Genomic DNA, 17,639 nt, shown 5'->3' with positions numbered 1-17,639 from the left:
TTAGAAGCAGAACTTACATACCTATCCAACCTAAACTATATATGACTTTAGCATAATTTGTATATTTACATTGTATAAAATATTATAAATTATTTTCACTGAAGCGTTCTATGAACTGCTTGATCAGTTCATTCAATGTTCCAGCGGCCTTCGTAGGGAGGCGGTGATCGGCTTTTTTAATGAAAACAAGCTCACTCTTCGGTAATTGCTGATGCAATATGTTGGCATAAGGATGAAAGTGTTTATCCTCTTCACCATAAACGAGCAGGACAGGAAGATGGATTTCCCCGAGCCGTGAGGTACAGTTATACTTCAAGCTGTAACGATAATATTGTTCGACATTCCCGGGATGGCTCTGCTTCGCATCGTTGAATAACTTACGGAACAAAGGTAGCTGTTTCGTTTGTGACCAAGCAATCGAAAGCGCAATCGTACCAACTGCGCCGATTTTGGATAGAGCAATGCCCAAAGAAATTTTGTTTCTTAGGCGCCAATCGTTTACCTCCGACATTCCACTGATAACAATGCCTCCCCATGCTCGGTTTGGATAAGTCAGGAGGAATTCAAGTACTATCGAGCCGCCGGTAGAATATCCACACAAAAATACTTTATCCAAGCTCATCCGGTCCATCAAATGCTTAATATCCTGGGCGATGAGAGGGTAAGTAACCGTTTGTTCGGAAGGCTGACTTTTACCGTGTCCTCTGATATCAAAAGCTACAGTTCGAAAATCGGGCGATAGTCCTTGGATTTGGTATGTGAAATTTAAACTTGTGAGTACTGGAGGGTGGATAAATAGGATGGTCATTCCTTCACCGGAATCAATATAGTGCATCGAGTATCCGTTTATGCTTGTAGTAGTCATTGTTATTTTCCCCTCCCATTAAAGATTTTGGTTTTACTGAAAAAAACAACTCGTGATATAAAAAACATTTTCGGAATCGTTTTAAGACCCTACAATCATAATCCTGATCTCTAAACAATTGAATATATTCTTTTTCATTACGAATATACTCTCCGTTGTCGTACCATTTCATAAACCAGTTACATAGCGGTTTTTTCTTGGATAAACATGGTTCCATAATGACAATGGTTCCGTTAGGCTTTAGGATTCTTTGGAATTCCTTCATGTAGCTAGATATTTCATCCGAAGAAATGTGGTGTAATACAGCGATAATAAGTATGTAGTCGAACGACTCATTATCAAATGGTAAATTATTACTATTAAATACTTGAAATGCATGGTGGCTATATAATCGCTTTGCATAATCAATTCGTTGGGCGTCAGGATCAATTCCAACATAATACAACGGGTTAAACATGGAGCAATTTGCTCCAGTACCACAGCCAAAATCCAGTACAGTTTGGCTATCAAAGGAAAAATGGGAATGCACATGATCATGGATATATTTTTTAGTAAACCACTTTGGACGGACAAACCAATGATACAGTCTAGGTGAGAACGGGATGTTAATGGGAGTTCACCAGCTTTCTAATTATTCGAGTCACTAGAAGTAATTTGGCATATTAGATTAAAAAAATTCATTTCGGAATAATTTTTTTTAGTGTAAGCAAAAATAAAAAAATCAAGGGAATTGTGTTTTTCAAAGAAAGGGATACACAAATGGGAATAAAGTATAAAATCACGATTGTACTAGTGCTAAGTTTAAGTTTACTAATCGTCGGTTGCAGGGCGGACTCCAGTCAACAGCTAAATCAACAAAGCATCAAGTCCCATATCCCAGTGAATAATAAGGCCAAACCGGTCATATTCATCATGATTGATTCTTTAATGGATAAGCCTTTGCAGGATGCGATTCAAGAAGGCCGTGCTCCGGCAATGCAATATCTCCTTCATCAAGGGAAATATTTCCCACATGTAGTGAGTTCATTTCCCACGATGTCTGTGACCATCGACAGTACCTTATTAACGGGGACGTATGCAGACCAACATCATGTGCCCGGACTTGTGTGGTACAGCGACTCAAGGAAACGCATGATTTTCTACGGAAATGGTGCCAAGGAAGCCCTAAAGATAGACCAACTGCAAGTATTTTTAGATGCCATTTACCAATTAAACCAAGTTCATCTGAACAAAAAAACGAAAACCATCCATGAGGAATTGGCTGATAAAGGGGAAGAATCCGCGTCCATCAATGCTATTGTTTTTAGAGGAAGAACGAAACATGCCCTCAAAGTGCCTGACTTCATAGCGAATAGCAGTAGAGTACCAGAAAAAATGATAGTCACAGGACCTAAATGGTTATCCTATGCAGCTCTGGCACAATTGAATCCGAAAAATAGCTGGAACACTCCTGTGTGGAAAAAATTTGGGATGAACAACGAATTTTCCGCAAAGGATACCGCTTTTTTAATCAGCCAGAAAAAACTTCCAGATGTAACTATCGCCTACTTCCCAGAGAATGATAATTTGGCGCATAGAAAGGGTCCCACTCAACTAAAGGGAATTGAAAAAGCGGACCAAGCACTGCAAACTGTGTTGAACACATACGGTTCGTGGGAAGAGGCTGTAAACAGTGCGATATGGATTGTCATGGGCGATAGTGCGCAAAGCGCTGTATATGATGATCGACAGGCAGCGACTGTTGATTTAAGGTCTCTTTTAAGCCATTACCGTATTGCAAAATTAAATCAACCCGTAAGAAGTGATGACCAGATCGTGATTGCCGCTAATGAACGGATGGCCTATATCTATGCAATAAACGATAACGTAGAGTTATCCGATGTGGTGAAGTCTTTACAAAAGGAGAACAAGCTCGACATTATCGCTATGAAAGATGGTACAAACCATATTCATGTTACAAAAGGCAAAAAGGGTAAATTGTTTTCTTATCGTCCCGGTGGAAAATATATGGATGAATATGGACAATCGTGGACATTATCGGGCGAAGAGGACCTTGTGGATATTACGGTAAATAATAACCGGATCAAATATGGAAAATATCCAGATATTTTGGCGAGGCTACACGGGGCAATGAATTCGCATGAGGGAAGATATGTTGTCGTCACGGTCCAACCGGGATACGAACTCGTCAGCGAAAGTTCCCCTACCCACATCGGAGGGGGAGCCCATGGATCGCTGCACGAAAAAGATTCCCTTGTTCCACTAATTATTTCTGGAACGAATACACAGCCCAAAACACTGCGTATTGTGGATATAAAAGACTGGATTCTGCAATTGGTGAACAAATAAGTATTGAGCGTTCTTGATATTAAAGTTAATCCATATTAGTATATAAGCATATTATTATTTCTATTGGAAGGAGGTCATACATTGGATCAACTAGGTTGTATAGCCGATCATTTAAAGCTATTGGGGGATAAAACCCGATTAGCCATTCTTTCCCTGCTAAGAGAAAGAGAATGGTGTGTTTGCGAATTTGTAGATATTTTTGATATGTCGCAGCCAGCAATCAGCCAACATCTTAGAAAATTAAAGTCGCAAGGAATTGTAAAAGAAGAACGACGAAGTCAGTGGGTATACTATTCCTTAAACGTAGAGGATAAGCCGCATATTCAAGCTGTTCTTGAGAGTATGCCAGGCTCCAAGCAGATTTTAAAATGGCTGAATAAAGAGGAACCGATCGCATCTTGTGGACCGGATTCCTCAGCTTGTTCATCCTAAAGCCTGTTCCGTTTATCTCCTTGTGGAATAACTGTGTTTTTAATATAAGTATATGTTTATAAGGTAATGTAATGGAGGTTTAGAACATTGATTTTGTTGGCTTGCATTATATTCTTAGCCACTTTAGTGCTAGTGATCTGGCAGCCTAAAAATCTGTCTATTGGCTGGTCCGCCTGCGGAGGAGCTGTACTTGCTCTATTGGTAGGTGTCGTCGATTTGCATGATGTTTGGGAAGTGACTCAGATTGTCTGGAATGCAACACTAGCTTTTGTTGCCATTATTCTGATTTCATTAGTTCTTGATAAAATTGGTTTCTTCGAATGGGCAGCACTTCACATGGCACGGATAGCCCGTGGAAGCGGAACCCGGATGTTTGTCTATGTGAGCCTGCTGGGTGCCGTAGTTGCTGCCTTTTTTGCCAATGACGGTGCGGCCTTAATTTTGACACCAATTGTACTGGCGATGGTTCGGGCACTGAAATTGGATGAGAAAATGGTGTTTCCTTTTATCATTGCGAGCGGATTTATTGCAGATACGACGTCGCTTCCGCTTGTAGTCAGCAACCTCGTTAATATTGTGTCAGCCGACTTTTTTGGAATCAGTTTTATGGAATATGCGAGTCGTATGATTGTACCTAATCTGTTTTCCTTATTGGCTAGTATCGTGGTACTGTATCTCTTTTTTCGCAAAAGAATTCCTAAAACGTTTGATACGACACAGTTAATCACGCCTGCAAATGCAATAAAAGATCCAAAGATGTTCCGTATGTCCTGGGTTGTTCTCACAATATTGTTGGTTGGCTACTTTGCAAGCGAATTTTTAGACATTCCCGTCTCGGTGGTGGCCTGTATCATTGCCATCTTTTTCTTGCTGATGGCTAGAAGAAGCCCTGTGGTACCCATGAAAGAAGTCATCAAGGGCGCTCCATGGGCCATCGTGTTTTTCTCCATCGGGATGTATGTTGTGGTGTATGGTGTGCGTAATGCCGGTTTGACGGATCTGCTGTCCCATGTGATTCAAGCGGCTGCTGATCAAGGTATGTTTGTGGCCACCATGGTCATGGGATTTATTGCGGCGATTATCTCGTCGGGTATGAATAACTTGCCTACGGTCATGATTAATGCGCTTGCCATTGATGCCACCCATACAACTGGTATAGTCAAAGAGGCTCTTATTTATGCTAACGTTATAGGGTCGGATCTCGGACCGAAGATAACCCCAATCGGTTCGTTAGCCACATTATTGTGGTTGCATGTGCTTCGATCCAAAAACGTGAAAATTTCTTGGGGTACTTATTTTAAAACAGGCATCGTCTTAACTATTCCTACACTTTTTATTACCCTGCTGGGCTTATATCTGTGGTTAATCATTTCGTAATTGAACATCGAAGGAGACGTTAATGATGGAAAAGAAGACAATTTATTTTTTGTGTACTGGTAACTCTTGCCGCAGTCAAATGGCAGAAGGCTGGGCTAAGCAATACTTGGGAGACCGTTGGAATGTATACAGTGCGGGCATTGAAGCACACGGCCTTAACCCTAAAGCGGTGCAGGCAATGAATGAAGTTGGGTTGGATATTTCCGGTCAAACTTCAGATATTATTGATTCTGTTTTGCTGAATAGCGCGGATTTAGTTGTGACCTTATGCGGAGATGCTGCCGATAAATGTCCTATCACACCTCCGCACGTGCGCCGTGAACATTGGGGATTTGATGATCCGGCTAAAGCACAAGGAACAGAAGAGGAGAAATGGAGTGTATTCCAGCGCGTGCGGGATGAAGTAGGAGCTCGTATTCGCAAATTTGCGGAGACTGGTGAATAAACAAGGTACACAGCTATAGTATTTCAAACAAGCACGCCTCCTTAAAGAGGTGGTGCTTGTTTGGCGTTTTTTTCCTTCACAGAATACTCTTCCAGCACCTTTGTTTTATCTCCATAGATCCTATCCAAATGATCTTCTCCCCATAAGCAAAAACGATCAAGCAAATCTTTAAAATCCCAGCCATATTCACTAAGCTCGTACTCCACTTTGGGTGGAACCTGGTTATAAATGATGCGGTGGATGATTCCATCCTTTTCAAGCTCTCTAAGCTGTTGGGTGAGCACTTTTTGGGTGATTTTCGGAATGAGTTGACGAAGTTCGTATGTACGTTTTCTGCCGCTGGTTAAATGGTGTAGGATAATACCTTTCCACTTTCCACTGATGACCTCCAAAGTTGCCTCGATTCCGAGCATATAGGTTTTGGCTTTGTCTTTCATAGACTTTCCCCCTCTCCGATCTGTAATACAAAAGGCACTAAGGAACCTTAAAGTACCTACAGTACATTGAAGTGCGTACTTCACACTTTAATGTATAACATCCATAATAGCATCTGTAGACAGGGTTCACTAATTATGAGGAGAAAGAAGGTTACGGATATATGAAAGTTCTATTGGTCGTCACGCATCCTAGAGAAGATTCACTTACCCTTGCGGTTATGAATCGTTTTGTAGAGGGATTGAAAGAGAATAAGCACGAGGTAGATATTTTGGACTTGGATCGGGATGGATACAATCCGGTGTACAGCGCTGCAGATGAGCTGGATTGGAATACGACCCATAAACAATATGCCCCTGAAACACGGAAAGAGATGGATAGAATAGTGGCTGCGGATGCTCTGGTCTTTGTGTTTCCACTATGGTGGTATAGTGTCCCGTCCATGCTAAAAGGGTACCTGGATAAAGTGTGGAACATAGGTTTACTTCAGGAGTTCACGACAAAGCAGGTTCTGTGGATGTGCTTGGCGGGAGGGACGAAAGAACATCTGATCAAGTATGAATATCACGATTTGGTTACTAATTATTTGAATAAAGCCATTGCTGGTTACGCAAGAGTAAGAGAGTCCAAGGTGGAGTTCTTCTATGATACTTTGTCCGAATCGAAAGAATACATTGAAGGTTTACTGGAGCACGCTTATCAATTAGGTCTGGCATATAAGTAAAACTTATTCTGATAACAATGAGAATTTCATATTGTTGAGGAATTTGCAAAATCCTGATTATTGAAAAGGGTTAAGGCTCATTAGATAGCACTTAACTCTTTTTTATTTTACAGACGAGACTTTATCCTTTTATAGGCTCGTGCATAGGTGCTGACGGTGTCCCTTGCATAGATAACCCGCCGCCAGTTGAGCTTGCTGGAACAACGTGAAGTGGTGATCCCTTTTCAGAAGCAGAACCCGCAGTTTGCTTGGCCAGCTTCTGTTTTTCCCACAGTGCTCTGGCGATCACCAGCATGGAGAGTACACCAACATATAGTAACAGAGAACCGAGTTCGGGAAGCATCTCCTGAAAAGGCGCGCTCCGCAGTCCCATGGTGCGCAGGAATTTGTACATCCATACGAAGGGGAAAAAATCACCGATTTGAATCGCTAAAGGTGGAAACAGTGATCTGGAAAGAACAGCTCCCGACAGCACAAAAGCAGGCATGAGCACCATCACCATTCTTCCAATAGCAATTCCCGGATGTGCAGCGCCCCATGCAACCAGGATATTGAAACATACGGTACCGAATACATATAGGACAACCGGAATCATGAAGAGGATCGGATTGGCCTCGAAACGACCTCCCCCAAACATTTTAAGCATCCCGAGAGAGAAGATTAAGCCAGCCGTCGAAAACAGCGTATAAGGAAGAATACGCAGCAGGATGTTGAATGGATTTTGCAGTTCGGCAGCCAGTCTCTTGGAAACCCTTAGTCTGGCAACGATAGGTAAGCTGTTGATATTGAGTATCATAAAAGAGAACATACAAGTGAAGGCAAGTATCGTCGTGTTCTGATAATCATTGGTTGGGTTAAACAGGGAACGCACCTCTAAGGCGATACCATTGAGAGCTCCCTGAGCCTGTTCGGCGTTCATCCCCGTTTTCAACATAGCTGGAACAGACAGTTCCATATTCTCGGAAACGCTAATTTCCTGCATAGCTGTACGAATGGAAGTAATAGATTGAACGTTGGTGTTATCAAGAATGAGACCCACACGGCTGGAAAGGGAACGATGGTGATTGTCCTCTAAACCGTGCGGCAGGGAAATAACGGCTAAATATTTTTCGTGGTAAAAATACTGCTCAGGGTTGTCCGTAAACGAAACAATCTCAGCTACGTTCATATATGGAGAAGCATCTATTTTCTGAATCAACTCACGGCTGTAGGCTGTGTTATCCTGATCCACCACTACCACGTTAGCATCGTTAATTTGGCTGCTTGGGAGCAGCAGGGAGTACCCCAGCACTGCAATCAGCGGGAAGATGATAGCTATGATCGGATACTTGGAGTGAACCAGATACGTCCATTCATCACGAAGTGATTTCATTCGTATTCACCTCAACTGTCATGCCTGGTAGCAAAGCGGCTTCTCTTGTTACATATACACGTACTTGGAATGTGGCGGTATCTGCCTCACCTTTTTCACGGGACATCTTTACATTAGCGAATTGCGGCGCAGCGGTCACATAACGTACGGTACCTTTCAAGTCCTTGTTGAGAGCAGATACTCGGGTTTTAACTTCTTGATTGGCCTTGAATTTACCCGCTTGTTCTTCATTCACATACAGATCGTAATATAAATCGTTGGTTTCCAGGGTAATCACAGGCGCCCCTTGTGCGACATTTTCGCCGACTTTTGTACTAATCGAAGTAACCTTGCCATCCTGTGGTGCCTTTAATACCAGCCGCTCTTTTTTGAGCAGCAATGTTTTAAGCTGAACTTCCAGTGTGTCTTTTTGTTGCTTTAAAAGGTCGATAGCCAGCTTCTGATCTGCTAGCTGTTGACGGCTTTGCTGAATGGTTTCCAGTTGGGTTTTGGAACGATCGACGGACAATTGGGCACCACGGATTTCCTCCTCGGCTTGTTTTACCGCAACCGCTGCTTGTGTGGTCTGTTCACTGGCCTGCATACGTTCTTCAGGAGTAGCGCCATGGAGCAGCTTTTGAAGAGACTCCTTTTGCTGGCTCAACTGATTTGTCGCTAAAGTCAATGAGGATTCAGCATCATCCAACACTGCTTTGGATGCACTTCCTGCATCATAAAGTGCTTTATTACGTTTGTAGTTGGTCTGAGCCGTCTGAACGCTTTTGGTGGCAGAAGCTACGGCAATTCGTTGCTGCTGAACATCTTCATCCCGAGCACCATTATTGACCTGTTGTTCCGCAGCAGTGGCTTGACGCTCAGCTGCCTGTGCCCGCAGCAGTGCCGCTTGGCTTTTGCTCTCAGTGACTTGAGCTTGCGCGATATCCAGCTGTGCTTGTTTTTCCTGAGTTGTTGCTCGTGTGTACCCTAATTGGATGGATTTTTGCTGTTGGCTGATCTGTGTATTGAACTGCGCGATTTGTGTCCGCAGCTGCTCAATTTGCAAATCCACATCTTTGGAATCCAAAGCCATAAGGACAGTTCCTTTTTTCACTTTCGTTTCTTCTGTTACCGGGATGTTTAGGACTTTGCCGCCTACTTGTTCAAAAGATACATGAATGCTATCAGCATTGAGCGTTGTGCCTTTAACGGATCGCGAAGTAGTGACTTGGTCTTGTCCGTTAGTCTGAAGCAGGAACCCCCCGCCGATCAGACAGGCAATAGAAATGACAGGGATGATAAGGCTGGTGACTTGTGTGCGATTCATGGGTAATATGCTCCTTATGTTCATAAAATGGATTCAACCTAGACTCGAATAAATATCCTGATTATGTACATTTTATTTATTCTATTATTTAATAATTTAGATGTTAGTCAGCTAACTAAAATGCAAAAATTAAAACTTACTCTGGCTTTGCTGCTTTATATATCTCTTTTGCTTCAGGGATGCCGCTTTCTATTTTTTTCAGTAATGTCAGGAGCAGTTCTTTTTCATCGTTGGATAGATGGCTCATCAGTGTGGAAGTGCATGTAAAATGTACAGGCAGCAGTCTCTCCATCATTTCTGTTCCTTGTTTGGTCAGTTTAACAATGCTCATACGGCGGTCGGAAGGATGAACGGATCTCATAATAAGCCCATCGCGTTCCAGACGGTCAAGCAGACCGGTAACGGTAGGCTTGCTAACCCCTACTTTCTCCGCAAGCTCTGTAGCCAGCAACCCAGTTTGGATGTTGCGATACAGAAGAATTAATATTGAAAATTTTCCGTGAGATATACCAAACTTCTCAAAGCCTTCAAAGCTGACTTTAAAAAGACTGGAGGATACGCGCATAAAAAATAGCATCGCTTCTGTCGCTCTTACATCAATCTCTGGGATACGCATAGAAAATTCTTGCAGCGCTTCACGAGTGGGCAAGTCCCGTAAATCAAAATCCATAAGGTTCTCCTTTCTTCTTACATTGTGTTCCAGTCGACAAATTAGTTAGCCGACTAATCTTAATCGATTCAAAAATGAATTTCAAGCTAAATTTTGTTAATCGTCATGCAGATTTCTTAGCACATGGAGGTTGTTCGTGCAGTAGTTCAAGCTATTCACTGCATTGATATTTACAGTGAAGTGCTTGATAATAAGTGAATATCGGACGAGACAAGACAAAGATACCCAAAAGTGAGGGACTGAAATGGCTGCCAAATTATATTACACTGCTCCAAATCTTACGGAGTGGGACACTCATATTACACAGAGCATGGAAAGAGACGGAGCATTTTTTGTTATGCTTGAGGAAACGGCCTTTTATCCGCATGGCGGAGGTCAGCCGTGTGATACAGGAACGATTCAGGGCATCCGTGTATTAGATGTTGCTCTAGAGGATGGAGATATTTGGCATAAAGTAGAACGTTTGCCGGAGGAGGGGAAAGTGGCCTGCCAATTGGATTGGGAGCGCAGATTTGATCATATGCAGCAGCATAGCGGACAGCATTTGCTGTCAGCGGTTTGCCTGGAGCTGTTGGGTGCGCGTACAGAAAGCTTTCATTTGGGACAAGAGTACGCCACAATCGATGTCAACTGTTCGGAAGTAACATCTGCGCAGCTATCGGCAATCGAACAGGAAGTAAATCAGCAAATCTATAATAACCGCAGCATAAAAAGCTATTTTGTAACCCATGAGCAATTGAAGGACATTCCGCTTGTGAAAATGCCTAAAGTGACGGAAAATATTCGGATTGTTGAGATCGAAGGCATTGAATATAATGCTTGCGGTGGTACACATGTGGCTCAGACCGGGGAAATTGGAATGATTAAATGCTTGAAATGGGAAAAGCAAAAAGGGATGACGAGAATCCATTTCAAATGTGGTGCTCGCGCACTCCACGACTTTAATGATAGTGTTCGGATTTTGGACGTGTTATCTGCGAAGTTCAATACTGGGCGAAAGGATATTTTGACTCGATTCGAAAAGTGGGAGCAGGAGCATAAGCAGCTCAAGGCGCAAGCAGAGCTCCTACAAGAGGAAAATGCATCGTACCAGGCGAAAGAGTTACTGTCTGCTGTACAGGGGCATGTTCTTGCTCATGTATTTGAACAAAAATCCATTCAGGAGATGCAGCAATTGGCTGCCAAGCTGACCGCTGAGCGTGATTTGCTTGTTTTATTTGCCACAACAGCAGAAAACAAAATCATTCTCGCACACAACGGTACCCAATCCATTAGCTGCGGAGCGTTTTTAAAGGAAAATCTGGGCGCGTTTCAGGGCAAAGGGGGCGGTAGCAACCAATCTGCTCAGGCAGCATTTTCGTCCCGCAATGACCTCTTGAATTTCTTCGAAACGGCCCAGCGACAGTTCATTCAGGGCTGATGTAATAGAGGATTAGTGACGCAGTGGCAGCTTCCACTTTTCCTCTTCTGTAAATAAAATAAAAGAAAAAATAAGTACAACAACAGCGCCCCAAACGGCTTTGTCCCCAATCGTTAAAGTCAGAAATCCCCCCAGCAAGGCTCCTACCAAGAAGGCGGCCAGGATGACACCATAACGCATCGCTCGAATGGCAGCGTTCGTGTCCTTGGTCGTTACAGCGACATACACAGCCTCGATAGCTGATCGAAGGTTACCGGTGCTGACCGTGGAGGTGTACGGCACATCAATGAGCTTGCGGAAGGAAGTCATTTGCACGGAAGCGACGAACGAGACGACCACCACGACTACCGTATTGGGAACTCCTTGCGGAATCAATCCCACGATGAAAAAAATCGCAATTTCCAGTAAAAGAATTGCGCGGGTCCAGTCTGGAGTTAAACGGTGGGTTGATTTGCGTTTAATCCCTTCAGCAACAAAAACGCCCAGTGAAAAGGCGATCAGGGGCGGGATATAGGATAATGCCTGAATCCAGTGCCCCTGAATGACTTTGACAGCCAGCAGCACGATATTGCCTGTCTGTGCGTTGGCGAAAACACCGCCTCTTCCAACAAAGGTATATGTGTCCAAAAAACCCCCTACTAATGATAATAAGGCGCCCAGTCGCAACGATTCGGACGTTACTTGATGTAAATGGATTTTGCCTTTCATAAACACGGCATATAAGCCTCCTATGCTAAACGTCGATTCTTTAAAGCTAACACGAAAATCCAGGACCATACAATTAAATTAATCACTTAAGCATGAAAATGACACAAAGAAGCCACATCAGGTCCCATACAATAGAAAGGACGTGATGCGGCTTGTTGGAGTGCTGTTTAAAGTGCCATCTGGAACTTTGCAGATATGCTTATTGCAAGGCTTTGACGAGTGCTGCGCCGAATTCCTGTGCACCATCTGGACCGTCGGCTGTAATAATATCGCTATGCGCAACGACATGCTGAGCGACATATTCGGCTTGATGCGCTTGGAGCTGGTCCTTTTGTACATCCACTGGATAGCATGTAGCTGTTCTGCCAGAGAGCAGTCCGGTTTGAGCCACGGCTACAGAGCCTGCACAGATGCCAGCCACTAAAGTCTTTTGCTCATGAGTTTGTTTCAGCAAAGCTTGGAGATCTGCATTATTCCACAGATGATCATTTGTTCCTGATCCGCCGATTACAGATACCAGATCATAGTCAGCCAGCACAGCGTCTGTAAAAACAAGATCAGCCGTCGCTTTACCATTGTAGTCACCCACGATTTCGCCTGTTTTTGTACTCGCTAGTGTCACAGTAACGCCTGCTTGCTCCAGCGCTTCCTTTGGTTTAAACAATTCATCCTCATTAAAGCGCTCTGGGGGTATAATAAAAAGAGCCTTTTTACTCATACTCTATTCCTCCTTGAATGTGTAACGTTATTTACTATTGTAGGGTGGCTTCGTCAGGCTGTGAAGAATGCACTTTCAAGTACGGAGGTTACCTGGAGGTTACTATTAATGTGCAAGATCATGATGATTTAGAAGGAGTTAATTGATATATGTCTGATACGCTGAGAGACGAAATACGGGAGAAAATTGTAAACGGAGACTACAACTGCGAAAAGGAACTAACGCTATCTGTGCTAAGCGGGAAATGGAAGGTCGTTATTTTATGGCATCTGGGTGTGGAAGGGCCGCACCGGTTCAGTGACCTGCAAAGGTTGTTTCCGAAGCTGTCGCATAAAGTGCTGACCAACCAACTGCGGGAGTTGATGGAGGACGGTATTGTGCACCGGGAAGTGTATCCCGAAGTGCCCCCAAAAGTGGAGTATTCGATGACTGCGCTGGGGATGACGATTTTACCGATTGTGGAAATGATGTATGAGTGGGGGAAAAAACGGGTGCAATCGATCCGTGAGGAAATGCAACGCTGCAGTGAGGGAAACGTTTAAATTCTGGATGCGATCTAAGATGGACCATTAATGCTCCGTCACATGAAAAATAGAACGCCTTGCACGATAAGTACGAATTGTACCTAGGGCAAAGGCGTTCTTTGCTTCAATATGAATCATTGCTGTTCAAGTGCTGGTAGAACCTCAATCCAGCGTGTAGCCCAAGTACCGATATGGTCAAATAAAGGAGCTAAATCGCGTCCCTTATCTGTAAGGGAGTATTCAATCCGTACAGGCTTCTCAGGATAAACCATACGTTGTATGATTCCTTCTTCCTCCAGCTCTTTCAAACGGTCCGAAAGGACCTTTCCACTTAAATTAGGAATTGAATTCTCAATAGCGACGAAACGTTGCGGACCATTCGTTAGTTGAAATACGATCAACACCGTCCAACGCTTGCTCAGTAGCTCCATAGCCTTTTCAAACCGTGGGCACATCTGCGGAATGTTCATGTGATCACCTCATGCTCCTATTATTAACGATTCACTGTTAAAAGTAAATGATTTTACTTTACATAAATTTATTACTTGACGAAATGGTATGATATAAATATACTTTGTTACATAAAGTAACTTGTTAGCTTTGCTACGGAGCTTAAGATATTAATACTTAAAATTTGAACATAATTTGATATTATTAATGACGTAATTAAATGAACAGATACGAACTAATCGTTGAGGTTATGGTTTGGGCGCAGGGGGAAGTCGGATGAAGCTGGAATGTGAAGTGTGCGTAGTTGGAGGGGGGCCCGCAGGGACTTTGTTATCCTGTCTACTGGCGGAGCAGGGTGTTTCGACGATATTGATTGAGCGTCAGAGCGTGCCCGGAAAGGCTTTCCGCGGTGAAATTTTAAACGATGAGGGTCAGGAAGTGATCCAAAAGCATAAGCTGCTCGAACAAATTCATGAGGATCATATTCTCGCCTCCACAAGAATCGAATATTGGCAGCATCAGCAGCAGATCAAAACGGTCGAGCCAGCTTCAATCCATGGTAATGTGGGAGTGCATATTCCACAACCTCGATTTTTAGAGGCGCTGCTCAAACAGGCGTCCACCTACGAGTCCTTCCGTTGCCTGGCAGGTACAACTGTGACTGCGTTGGAAGGTGACAGCGAGCAGGGATACACGGGCTTGACAGCCTGCGATAAGAACGGTCATGAGATTACGATTCACAGTTCTTTGATTGTGGGGGCAGACGGACGCTATTCGACTGTACGCAAGCTGGCGCAGATGCCTGTGACGAACATTCGCCACGGCTATGATCTGCTATGGGCTAAAATCGCGGCACCTGCCGGGTGGGAGCCCGTCACTCGTCTGGCACTGGTCAACGGAGGCCAGTTGGCTTTATTTTCACAGGCTGAGGGCTATATTCAAATTGGCTGGAATGTGGAGGAGGGCAGTTTTCTCACCCTGTTTAAGCAATCTTTTGAACCATTTATACAATTGTTTACGGAGGCTTTTCCGGATTTGAAGCATAGTGTGCATGATCACATTCGTTCATGGAAGGACTTCGTACCGTTGGATATTTTCAGCAGCCGCAGTGACACATGGGCACAGAACGGACTGGTCCTGATTGGAGATGCGGCGCATACCATGACACCCACGGGAGCTTTTGGCTTGAACGCCGCTTTGAAGGATGCCGATGTGCTGGCCAGTGAGCTTCTTCGTTTACGCCAGCAGGTATATACGGCAGAAGACCTGAAGGCTTTCGCAGACGGACGACTGCAGGCTGTCACCGAGCTTCAGGAGCGTCAACTGACCATGGAATCCACGTTTCATGAACATTTCTTACACATAGTTCAATGATGTAACACCCTGACAACAACGATTAGCCTGAGAAATGCGAGGCATTTCATATATAGAGTTTATATAAAGGATGGTGCAGAGAGATGAACCAAAAAGATGTAGCTACGCTACTTAACGATAAAATTCAAACTATTCGTGGAAAGCAATCTTCGACGATTTTGGTAGGACCGATCAAGCTGCCAGTTAATTTGGAAGGGGAAACGATTGTTTTTCAATGGTATTGCTGGTTGCCTGTACGGGATGAGGAAGATCGTCAGGACTTACTGAATGCCAATGCTGAGACAATTGTGAAGCGATTGTCCACACTGAATTTGGCAGAGGGACAACAATCAAGTGTATTGGTGTACGGTGATCTCGAGCAGTCAGAAAATGCATTAGTTCGCATGCATAGTATTTGCCATACTGGAGATATTTTTGGTAGCAAGCGCTGTGACTGCGGATTTCAACTCCACCAGTCGATGAAAATGATTGTGGAACATGGAACAGGTGCATTGTTCTATCTAGCAAATCATGAAGGTCGCGGGATCGGTTTGTTTAGTAAAGCCATGGCTTATATTCTGCAAGAAGAAGGCATGGATACCGTCGAAGCCAACCATCAGTTGGGTTTTGAAGATGATACACGCAATTATGCGGATGCCATTAGTGTGCTTCAGCACTTGAGACAAAAACCAGTAACTCTGATTACAAATAACCCTAAAAAGCTGGATGCCTTGAAGAAGTCAGGTATGAATGTGGCGGGGCGTATGCCGCTCTGGGGCGATGTGTCGCAATATAATGAACGGTATTTGAATACAAAAGTAGAACGATCCGGCCATTTGCGGGATTCCGATCTCAGGGAGGTTCTATGAACACTCACGAAAAATATATGCGCCTGGCACTGGAAAATGCCAGAAGTGCCAAAGGGCAAACAGAGCCGAATCCGCTCGTTGGATCAGTCATTGTCAATAATGGCCGTATCGTTGGGATCGGCGCTCATTTGAAGCCTGGCGAGCCCCATGCCGAGATTCATGCATTGCGTATGGCAGGGGAACATGCTCAGGGAGCGACGATCTATGTAACGCTGGAGCCATGTTCCCATCACGGCCGGACAGGCCCGTGTGCGGAAGCGATTGTGAAGGCTGGCATTCGTCGGGTGGTGATTGCAGCACTGGACCCGAACCCGCTGGTTTCCGGCAGAGGGGTACAGATTTTGAAAGATGCAGGCATTGAGGTCATTGTCGGAGTATGTGAGCAGGAATCCATCCATATGAATGAAGTGTTCAATCAATATATCGTGAACAAGCGTCCTTTTATTACGATCAAATCGGCAGTAACGCTGGACGGTAAAATTGCAACGCGAACCTCTGAAAGCAAGTGGATCACATCTGAGGCTGCACGGGAGGATGTGCATCGTCTTCGTCACGAGCATATAGGCATCCTGGTCGGTGTACAGACCGTGATTCATGATAATCCTCAGCTTACGACTCGTCTACCAGAAGGACGGAATCCGATTCGTATCATTCTGGATAGTAAGCTTCGTATTCCATTGGATGCTCGTGTTATTACAGATGGAGAGGCGCCTACCTGGATATTCACAGGGCGGACTTACGATGAAGGCAAGCGAAGCCAGCTGGAACAGCTCGGTGTGAAGGTATATCCGACACAGGATGAAAACAGTGAACGGGTCAACCTACCGCAAATGCTGGACATTCTGGGGGCGGCGGAGGTCTCATCGGTATTCGTGGAAGGCGGGGCCGAGGTGAACGCTTCGTTCGTGCAGCAAGGATTGGCAGACAAGCTGGTGTTGTATATAGCGCCGAAGCTGATTGGAGGGCGCTCCGCCCCGGGCTTTCTCGGGGGAGAGGGCGTATCTGCAATGAGCGATGCGGTGGCCTTGCAGGATTTGAGCGTAACGCAGGTTGGCGTGGACTGGAAAATAGAAGGGTATTTTGAGCGAGGAAAATGAGTGAGTTGTTTTTGGGTGGAGAAGGACGCTCCGCGAAGGGGTTGATCTTCCGATCGCTGTTGCAGTGGAATTCTTCGGATTGTATAAGATATTTAAAGGTAAGAATCCCACTGCAAAGGCGAACGCTACCGCTTCTCCAGATTCAACCCCTCCGCTCCGCTGCTGCCCACCGCAAAGTCACTCATTTTTCGAAATGGTGTGTGGAGCATGGGAAGGGCAAAAGGACTTGAAAACTCAAAAGCTAATATACTTAAAGAACAGAGGATCTGAAGGGCTAAAAGGCCTGGAGGGTTCTTTTTTTATATATTAAACGATTAGTAGGATGAATGATTAATGGGGTGAATAACTCATAAGGTGAATGTCTTATGGGGTGAAACCAGATAACATAATTACACAATACTTGGGGTTTTCGTCCTGGTTTCTTATGTATTTTTAGATACTTTCGCCTCATTTAGTTAAAATTTAGAAATAAAAGGATTTACCTGGAAATAGTGATCAAGCACAATGAAGTTGAATTCAGCTTGGAAG

The 17,639-nt window shown here is 44.2% G+C and carries 19 protein-coding genes; 10 read left to right on the top strand and 9 right to left on the bottom strand.

The genetic code is table 11. The annotated features are described in order from the left end of the window. Positions 1-82 precede the first annotated feature (82 nt). Positions 83-865, bottom strand: a complete 783-nt coding sequence (locus ACU1JV_RS19710) for an alpha/beta fold hydrolase (protein ID WP_413987058.1) — start codon at positions 863-865, stop codon at positions 83-85. Continuing rightward, complete coding sequence (locus ACU1JV_RS19705) at positions 822-1,451, bottom strand: class I SAM-dependent methyltransferase (protein WP_080567883.1); 630 nt, start codon at positions 1,449-1,451, stop codon at positions 822-824. The genes ACU1JV_RS19710 and ACU1JV_RS19705 overlap by 44 nt, the downstream gene beginning before the upstream one ends. Positions 1,452-1,624: 173 nt before the next feature. Between ACU1JV_RS19705 and ACU1JV_RS19700 the strand changes: the two genes are divergently transcribed. The 4 genes from ACU1JV_RS19700 to arsC all read left to right on the top strand — a co-directional run bounded on the left by ACU1JV_RS19700 (position 1,625) and on the right by arsC (position 5,468). Next, positions 1,625-3,214 (top strand): alkaline phosphatase family protein, encoded by a 1,590-nt coding sequence (locus tag ACU1JV_RS19700; protein WP_413987057.1) that lies wholly within the window; start codon positions 1,625-1,627, stop codon positions 3,212-3,214. A gap of 81 nt (positions 3,215-3,295) precedes the next feature. Further along, a complete protein-coding gene (locus ACU1JV_RS19695; RefSeq protein ID WP_413987056.1) occupies positions 3,296-3,646 on the top strand; it encodes an ArsR/SmtB family transcription factor in 351 nt (116 codons plus the stop codon). A gap of 87 nt (positions 3,647-3,733) precedes the next feature. Further along, positions 3,734-5,023, top strand: coding sequence for an arsenic transporter (locus tag ACU1JV_RS19690; RefSeq protein ID WP_413987055.1), 1,290 nt, complete (start codon positions 3,734-3,736; stop codon positions 5,021-5,023). A gap of 25 nt (positions 5,024-5,048) precedes the next feature. Beyond that, complete coding sequence (gene arsC / locus ACU1JV_RS19685; protein ID WP_413987516.1) at positions 5,049-5,468, top strand: arsenate reductase (thioredoxin); 420 nt, start codon at positions 5,049-5,051, stop codon at positions 5,466-5,468. 41 nt (positions 5,469-5,509) lie between these two features. Here the strand turns inward: arsC and ACU1JV_RS19680 are convergent, their stop codons facing one another. Then, positions 5,510-5,905 (bottom strand): winged helix-turn-helix transcriptional regulator, encoded by a 396-nt coding sequence (locus ACU1JV_RS19680; RefSeq protein ID WP_413987054.1) that lies wholly within the window; start codon positions 5,903-5,905, stop codon positions 5,510-5,512. Positions 5,906-6,066: 161 nt separating this feature from the next. On the opposite strand from ACU1JV_RS19680, the gene ACU1JV_RS19675 reads away from it, so the two are divergent. Beyond that, a complete protein-coding gene (locus ACU1JV_RS19675) occupies positions 6,067-6,627 on the top strand; it encodes an NAD(P)H oxidoreductase (RefSeq protein WP_209949881.1) in 561 nt (186 codons plus the stop codon). A gap of 121 nt (positions 6,628-6,748) precedes the next feature. Here ACU1JV_RS19675 and ACU1JV_RS19670 read toward each other — a convergent pair whose 3' ends face one another. The 3 genes from ACU1JV_RS19670 to ACU1JV_RS19660 all read right to left on the bottom strand — a co-directional run bounded on the left by ACU1JV_RS19670 (position 6,749) and on the right by ACU1JV_RS19660 (position 9,972). Continuing rightward, positions 6,749-7,999, bottom strand: coding sequence for an ABC transporter permease (locus ACU1JV_RS19670; RefSeq protein ID WP_413987053.1), 1,251 nt, complete (start codon positions 7,997-7,999; stop codon positions 6,749-6,751). Next, positions 7,983-9,302 carry an HlyD family secretion protein gene (locus ACU1JV_RS19665; RefSeq protein WP_413987052.1) on the bottom strand — a complete coding sequence of 440 codons (1,320 nt, stop codon included), beginning with the start codon at positions 9,300-9,302 and terminating at the stop codon, positions 7,983-7,985. The genes ACU1JV_RS19670 and ACU1JV_RS19665 overlap by 17 nt, the downstream gene beginning before the upstream one ends. 136 nt (positions 9,303-9,438) lie before the next feature. Beyond that, positions 9,439-9,972, bottom strand: coding sequence for a MarR family winged helix-turn-helix transcriptional regulator (locus ACU1JV_RS19660; protein ID WP_413987051.1), 534 nt, complete (start codon positions 9,970-9,972; stop codon positions 9,439-9,441). Between the two features lie 244 nt (positions 9,973-10,216). Between ACU1JV_RS19660 and ACU1JV_RS19655 the strand changes: the two genes are divergently transcribed. Further along, positions 10,217-11,392, top strand: a complete 1,176-nt coding sequence (locus ACU1JV_RS19655) for an alanyl-tRNA editing protein (RefSeq protein WP_413987050.1) — start codon at positions 10,217-10,219, stop codon at positions 11,390-11,392. 12 nt (positions 11,393-11,404) lie between these two features. Here the strand turns inward: ACU1JV_RS19655 and ACU1JV_RS19650 are convergent, their stop codons facing one another. After that, positions 11,405-12,106 (bottom strand): YoaK family protein, encoded by a 702-nt coding sequence (locus ACU1JV_RS19650; RefSeq protein ID WP_413987049.1) that lies wholly within the window; start codon positions 12,104-12,106, stop codon positions 11,405-11,407. 193 nt (positions 12,107-12,299) lie between these two features. After that, a complete protein-coding gene (locus tag ACU1JV_RS19645) occupies positions 12,300-12,818 on the bottom strand; it encodes a DJ-1/PfpI family protein (RefSeq protein ID WP_413987048.1) in 519 nt (172 codons plus the stop codon). A 149-nt stretch (positions 12,819-12,967) separates the two neighbouring features. On the opposite strand from ACU1JV_RS19645, the gene ACU1JV_RS19640 reads away from it, so the two are divergent. Next, positions 12,968-13,360, top strand: coding sequence for a winged helix-turn-helix transcriptional regulator (locus ACU1JV_RS19640; protein WP_446724614.1), 393 nt, complete (start codon positions 12,968-12,970; stop codon positions 13,358-13,360). A 116-nt stretch (positions 13,361-13,476) separates the two neighbouring features. Here the strand turns inward: ACU1JV_RS19640 and ACU1JV_RS19635 are convergent, their stop codons facing one another. Then, complete coding sequence (locus ACU1JV_RS19635; protein ID WP_013312049.1) at positions 13,477-13,812, bottom strand: winged helix-turn-helix transcriptional regulator; 336 nt, start codon at positions 13,810-13,812, stop codon at positions 13,477-13,479. A 256-nt stretch (positions 13,813-14,068) separates the two neighbouring features. On the opposite strand from ACU1JV_RS19635, the gene ACU1JV_RS19630 reads away from it, so the two are divergent. The 3 genes from ACU1JV_RS19630 (at position 14,069) to ribD (ending at position 17,111) form a co-directional block, all read left to right on the top strand. After that, on the top strand, positions 14,069-15,166 hold the full coding sequence (locus ACU1JV_RS19630) for an FAD-dependent monooxygenase (protein WP_165082627.1): 1,098 nt from the start codon (positions 14,069-14,071) through the stop codon (positions 15,164-15,166). An 83-nt stretch (positions 15,167-15,249) separates the two neighbouring features. Continuing rightward, positions 15,250-16,014, top strand: coding sequence for a GTP cyclohydrolase II (locus ACU1JV_RS19625; protein ID WP_040102821.1), 765 nt, complete (start codon positions 15,250-15,252; stop codon positions 16,012-16,014). Next, positions 16,011-17,111, top strand: a complete 1,101-nt coding sequence (gene ribD / locus ACU1JV_RS19620) for a bifunctional diaminohydroxyphosphoribosylaminopyrimidine deaminase/5-amino-6-(5-phosphoribosylamino)uracil reductase RibD (RefSeq protein ID WP_413987047.1) — start codon at positions 16,011-16,013, stop codon at positions 17,109-17,111. The genes ACU1JV_RS19625 and ribD overlap by 4 nt, the downstream gene beginning before the upstream one ends. Positions 17,112-17,639: the final 528 nt, after the last annotated feature.

The organism is Paenibacillus sp. T2-29 (assembly GCF_052921365.1).
Note: the sequence above shows the minus strand (reverse complement) of the source record. Positions and strands in the feature narration are given on the sequence as shown.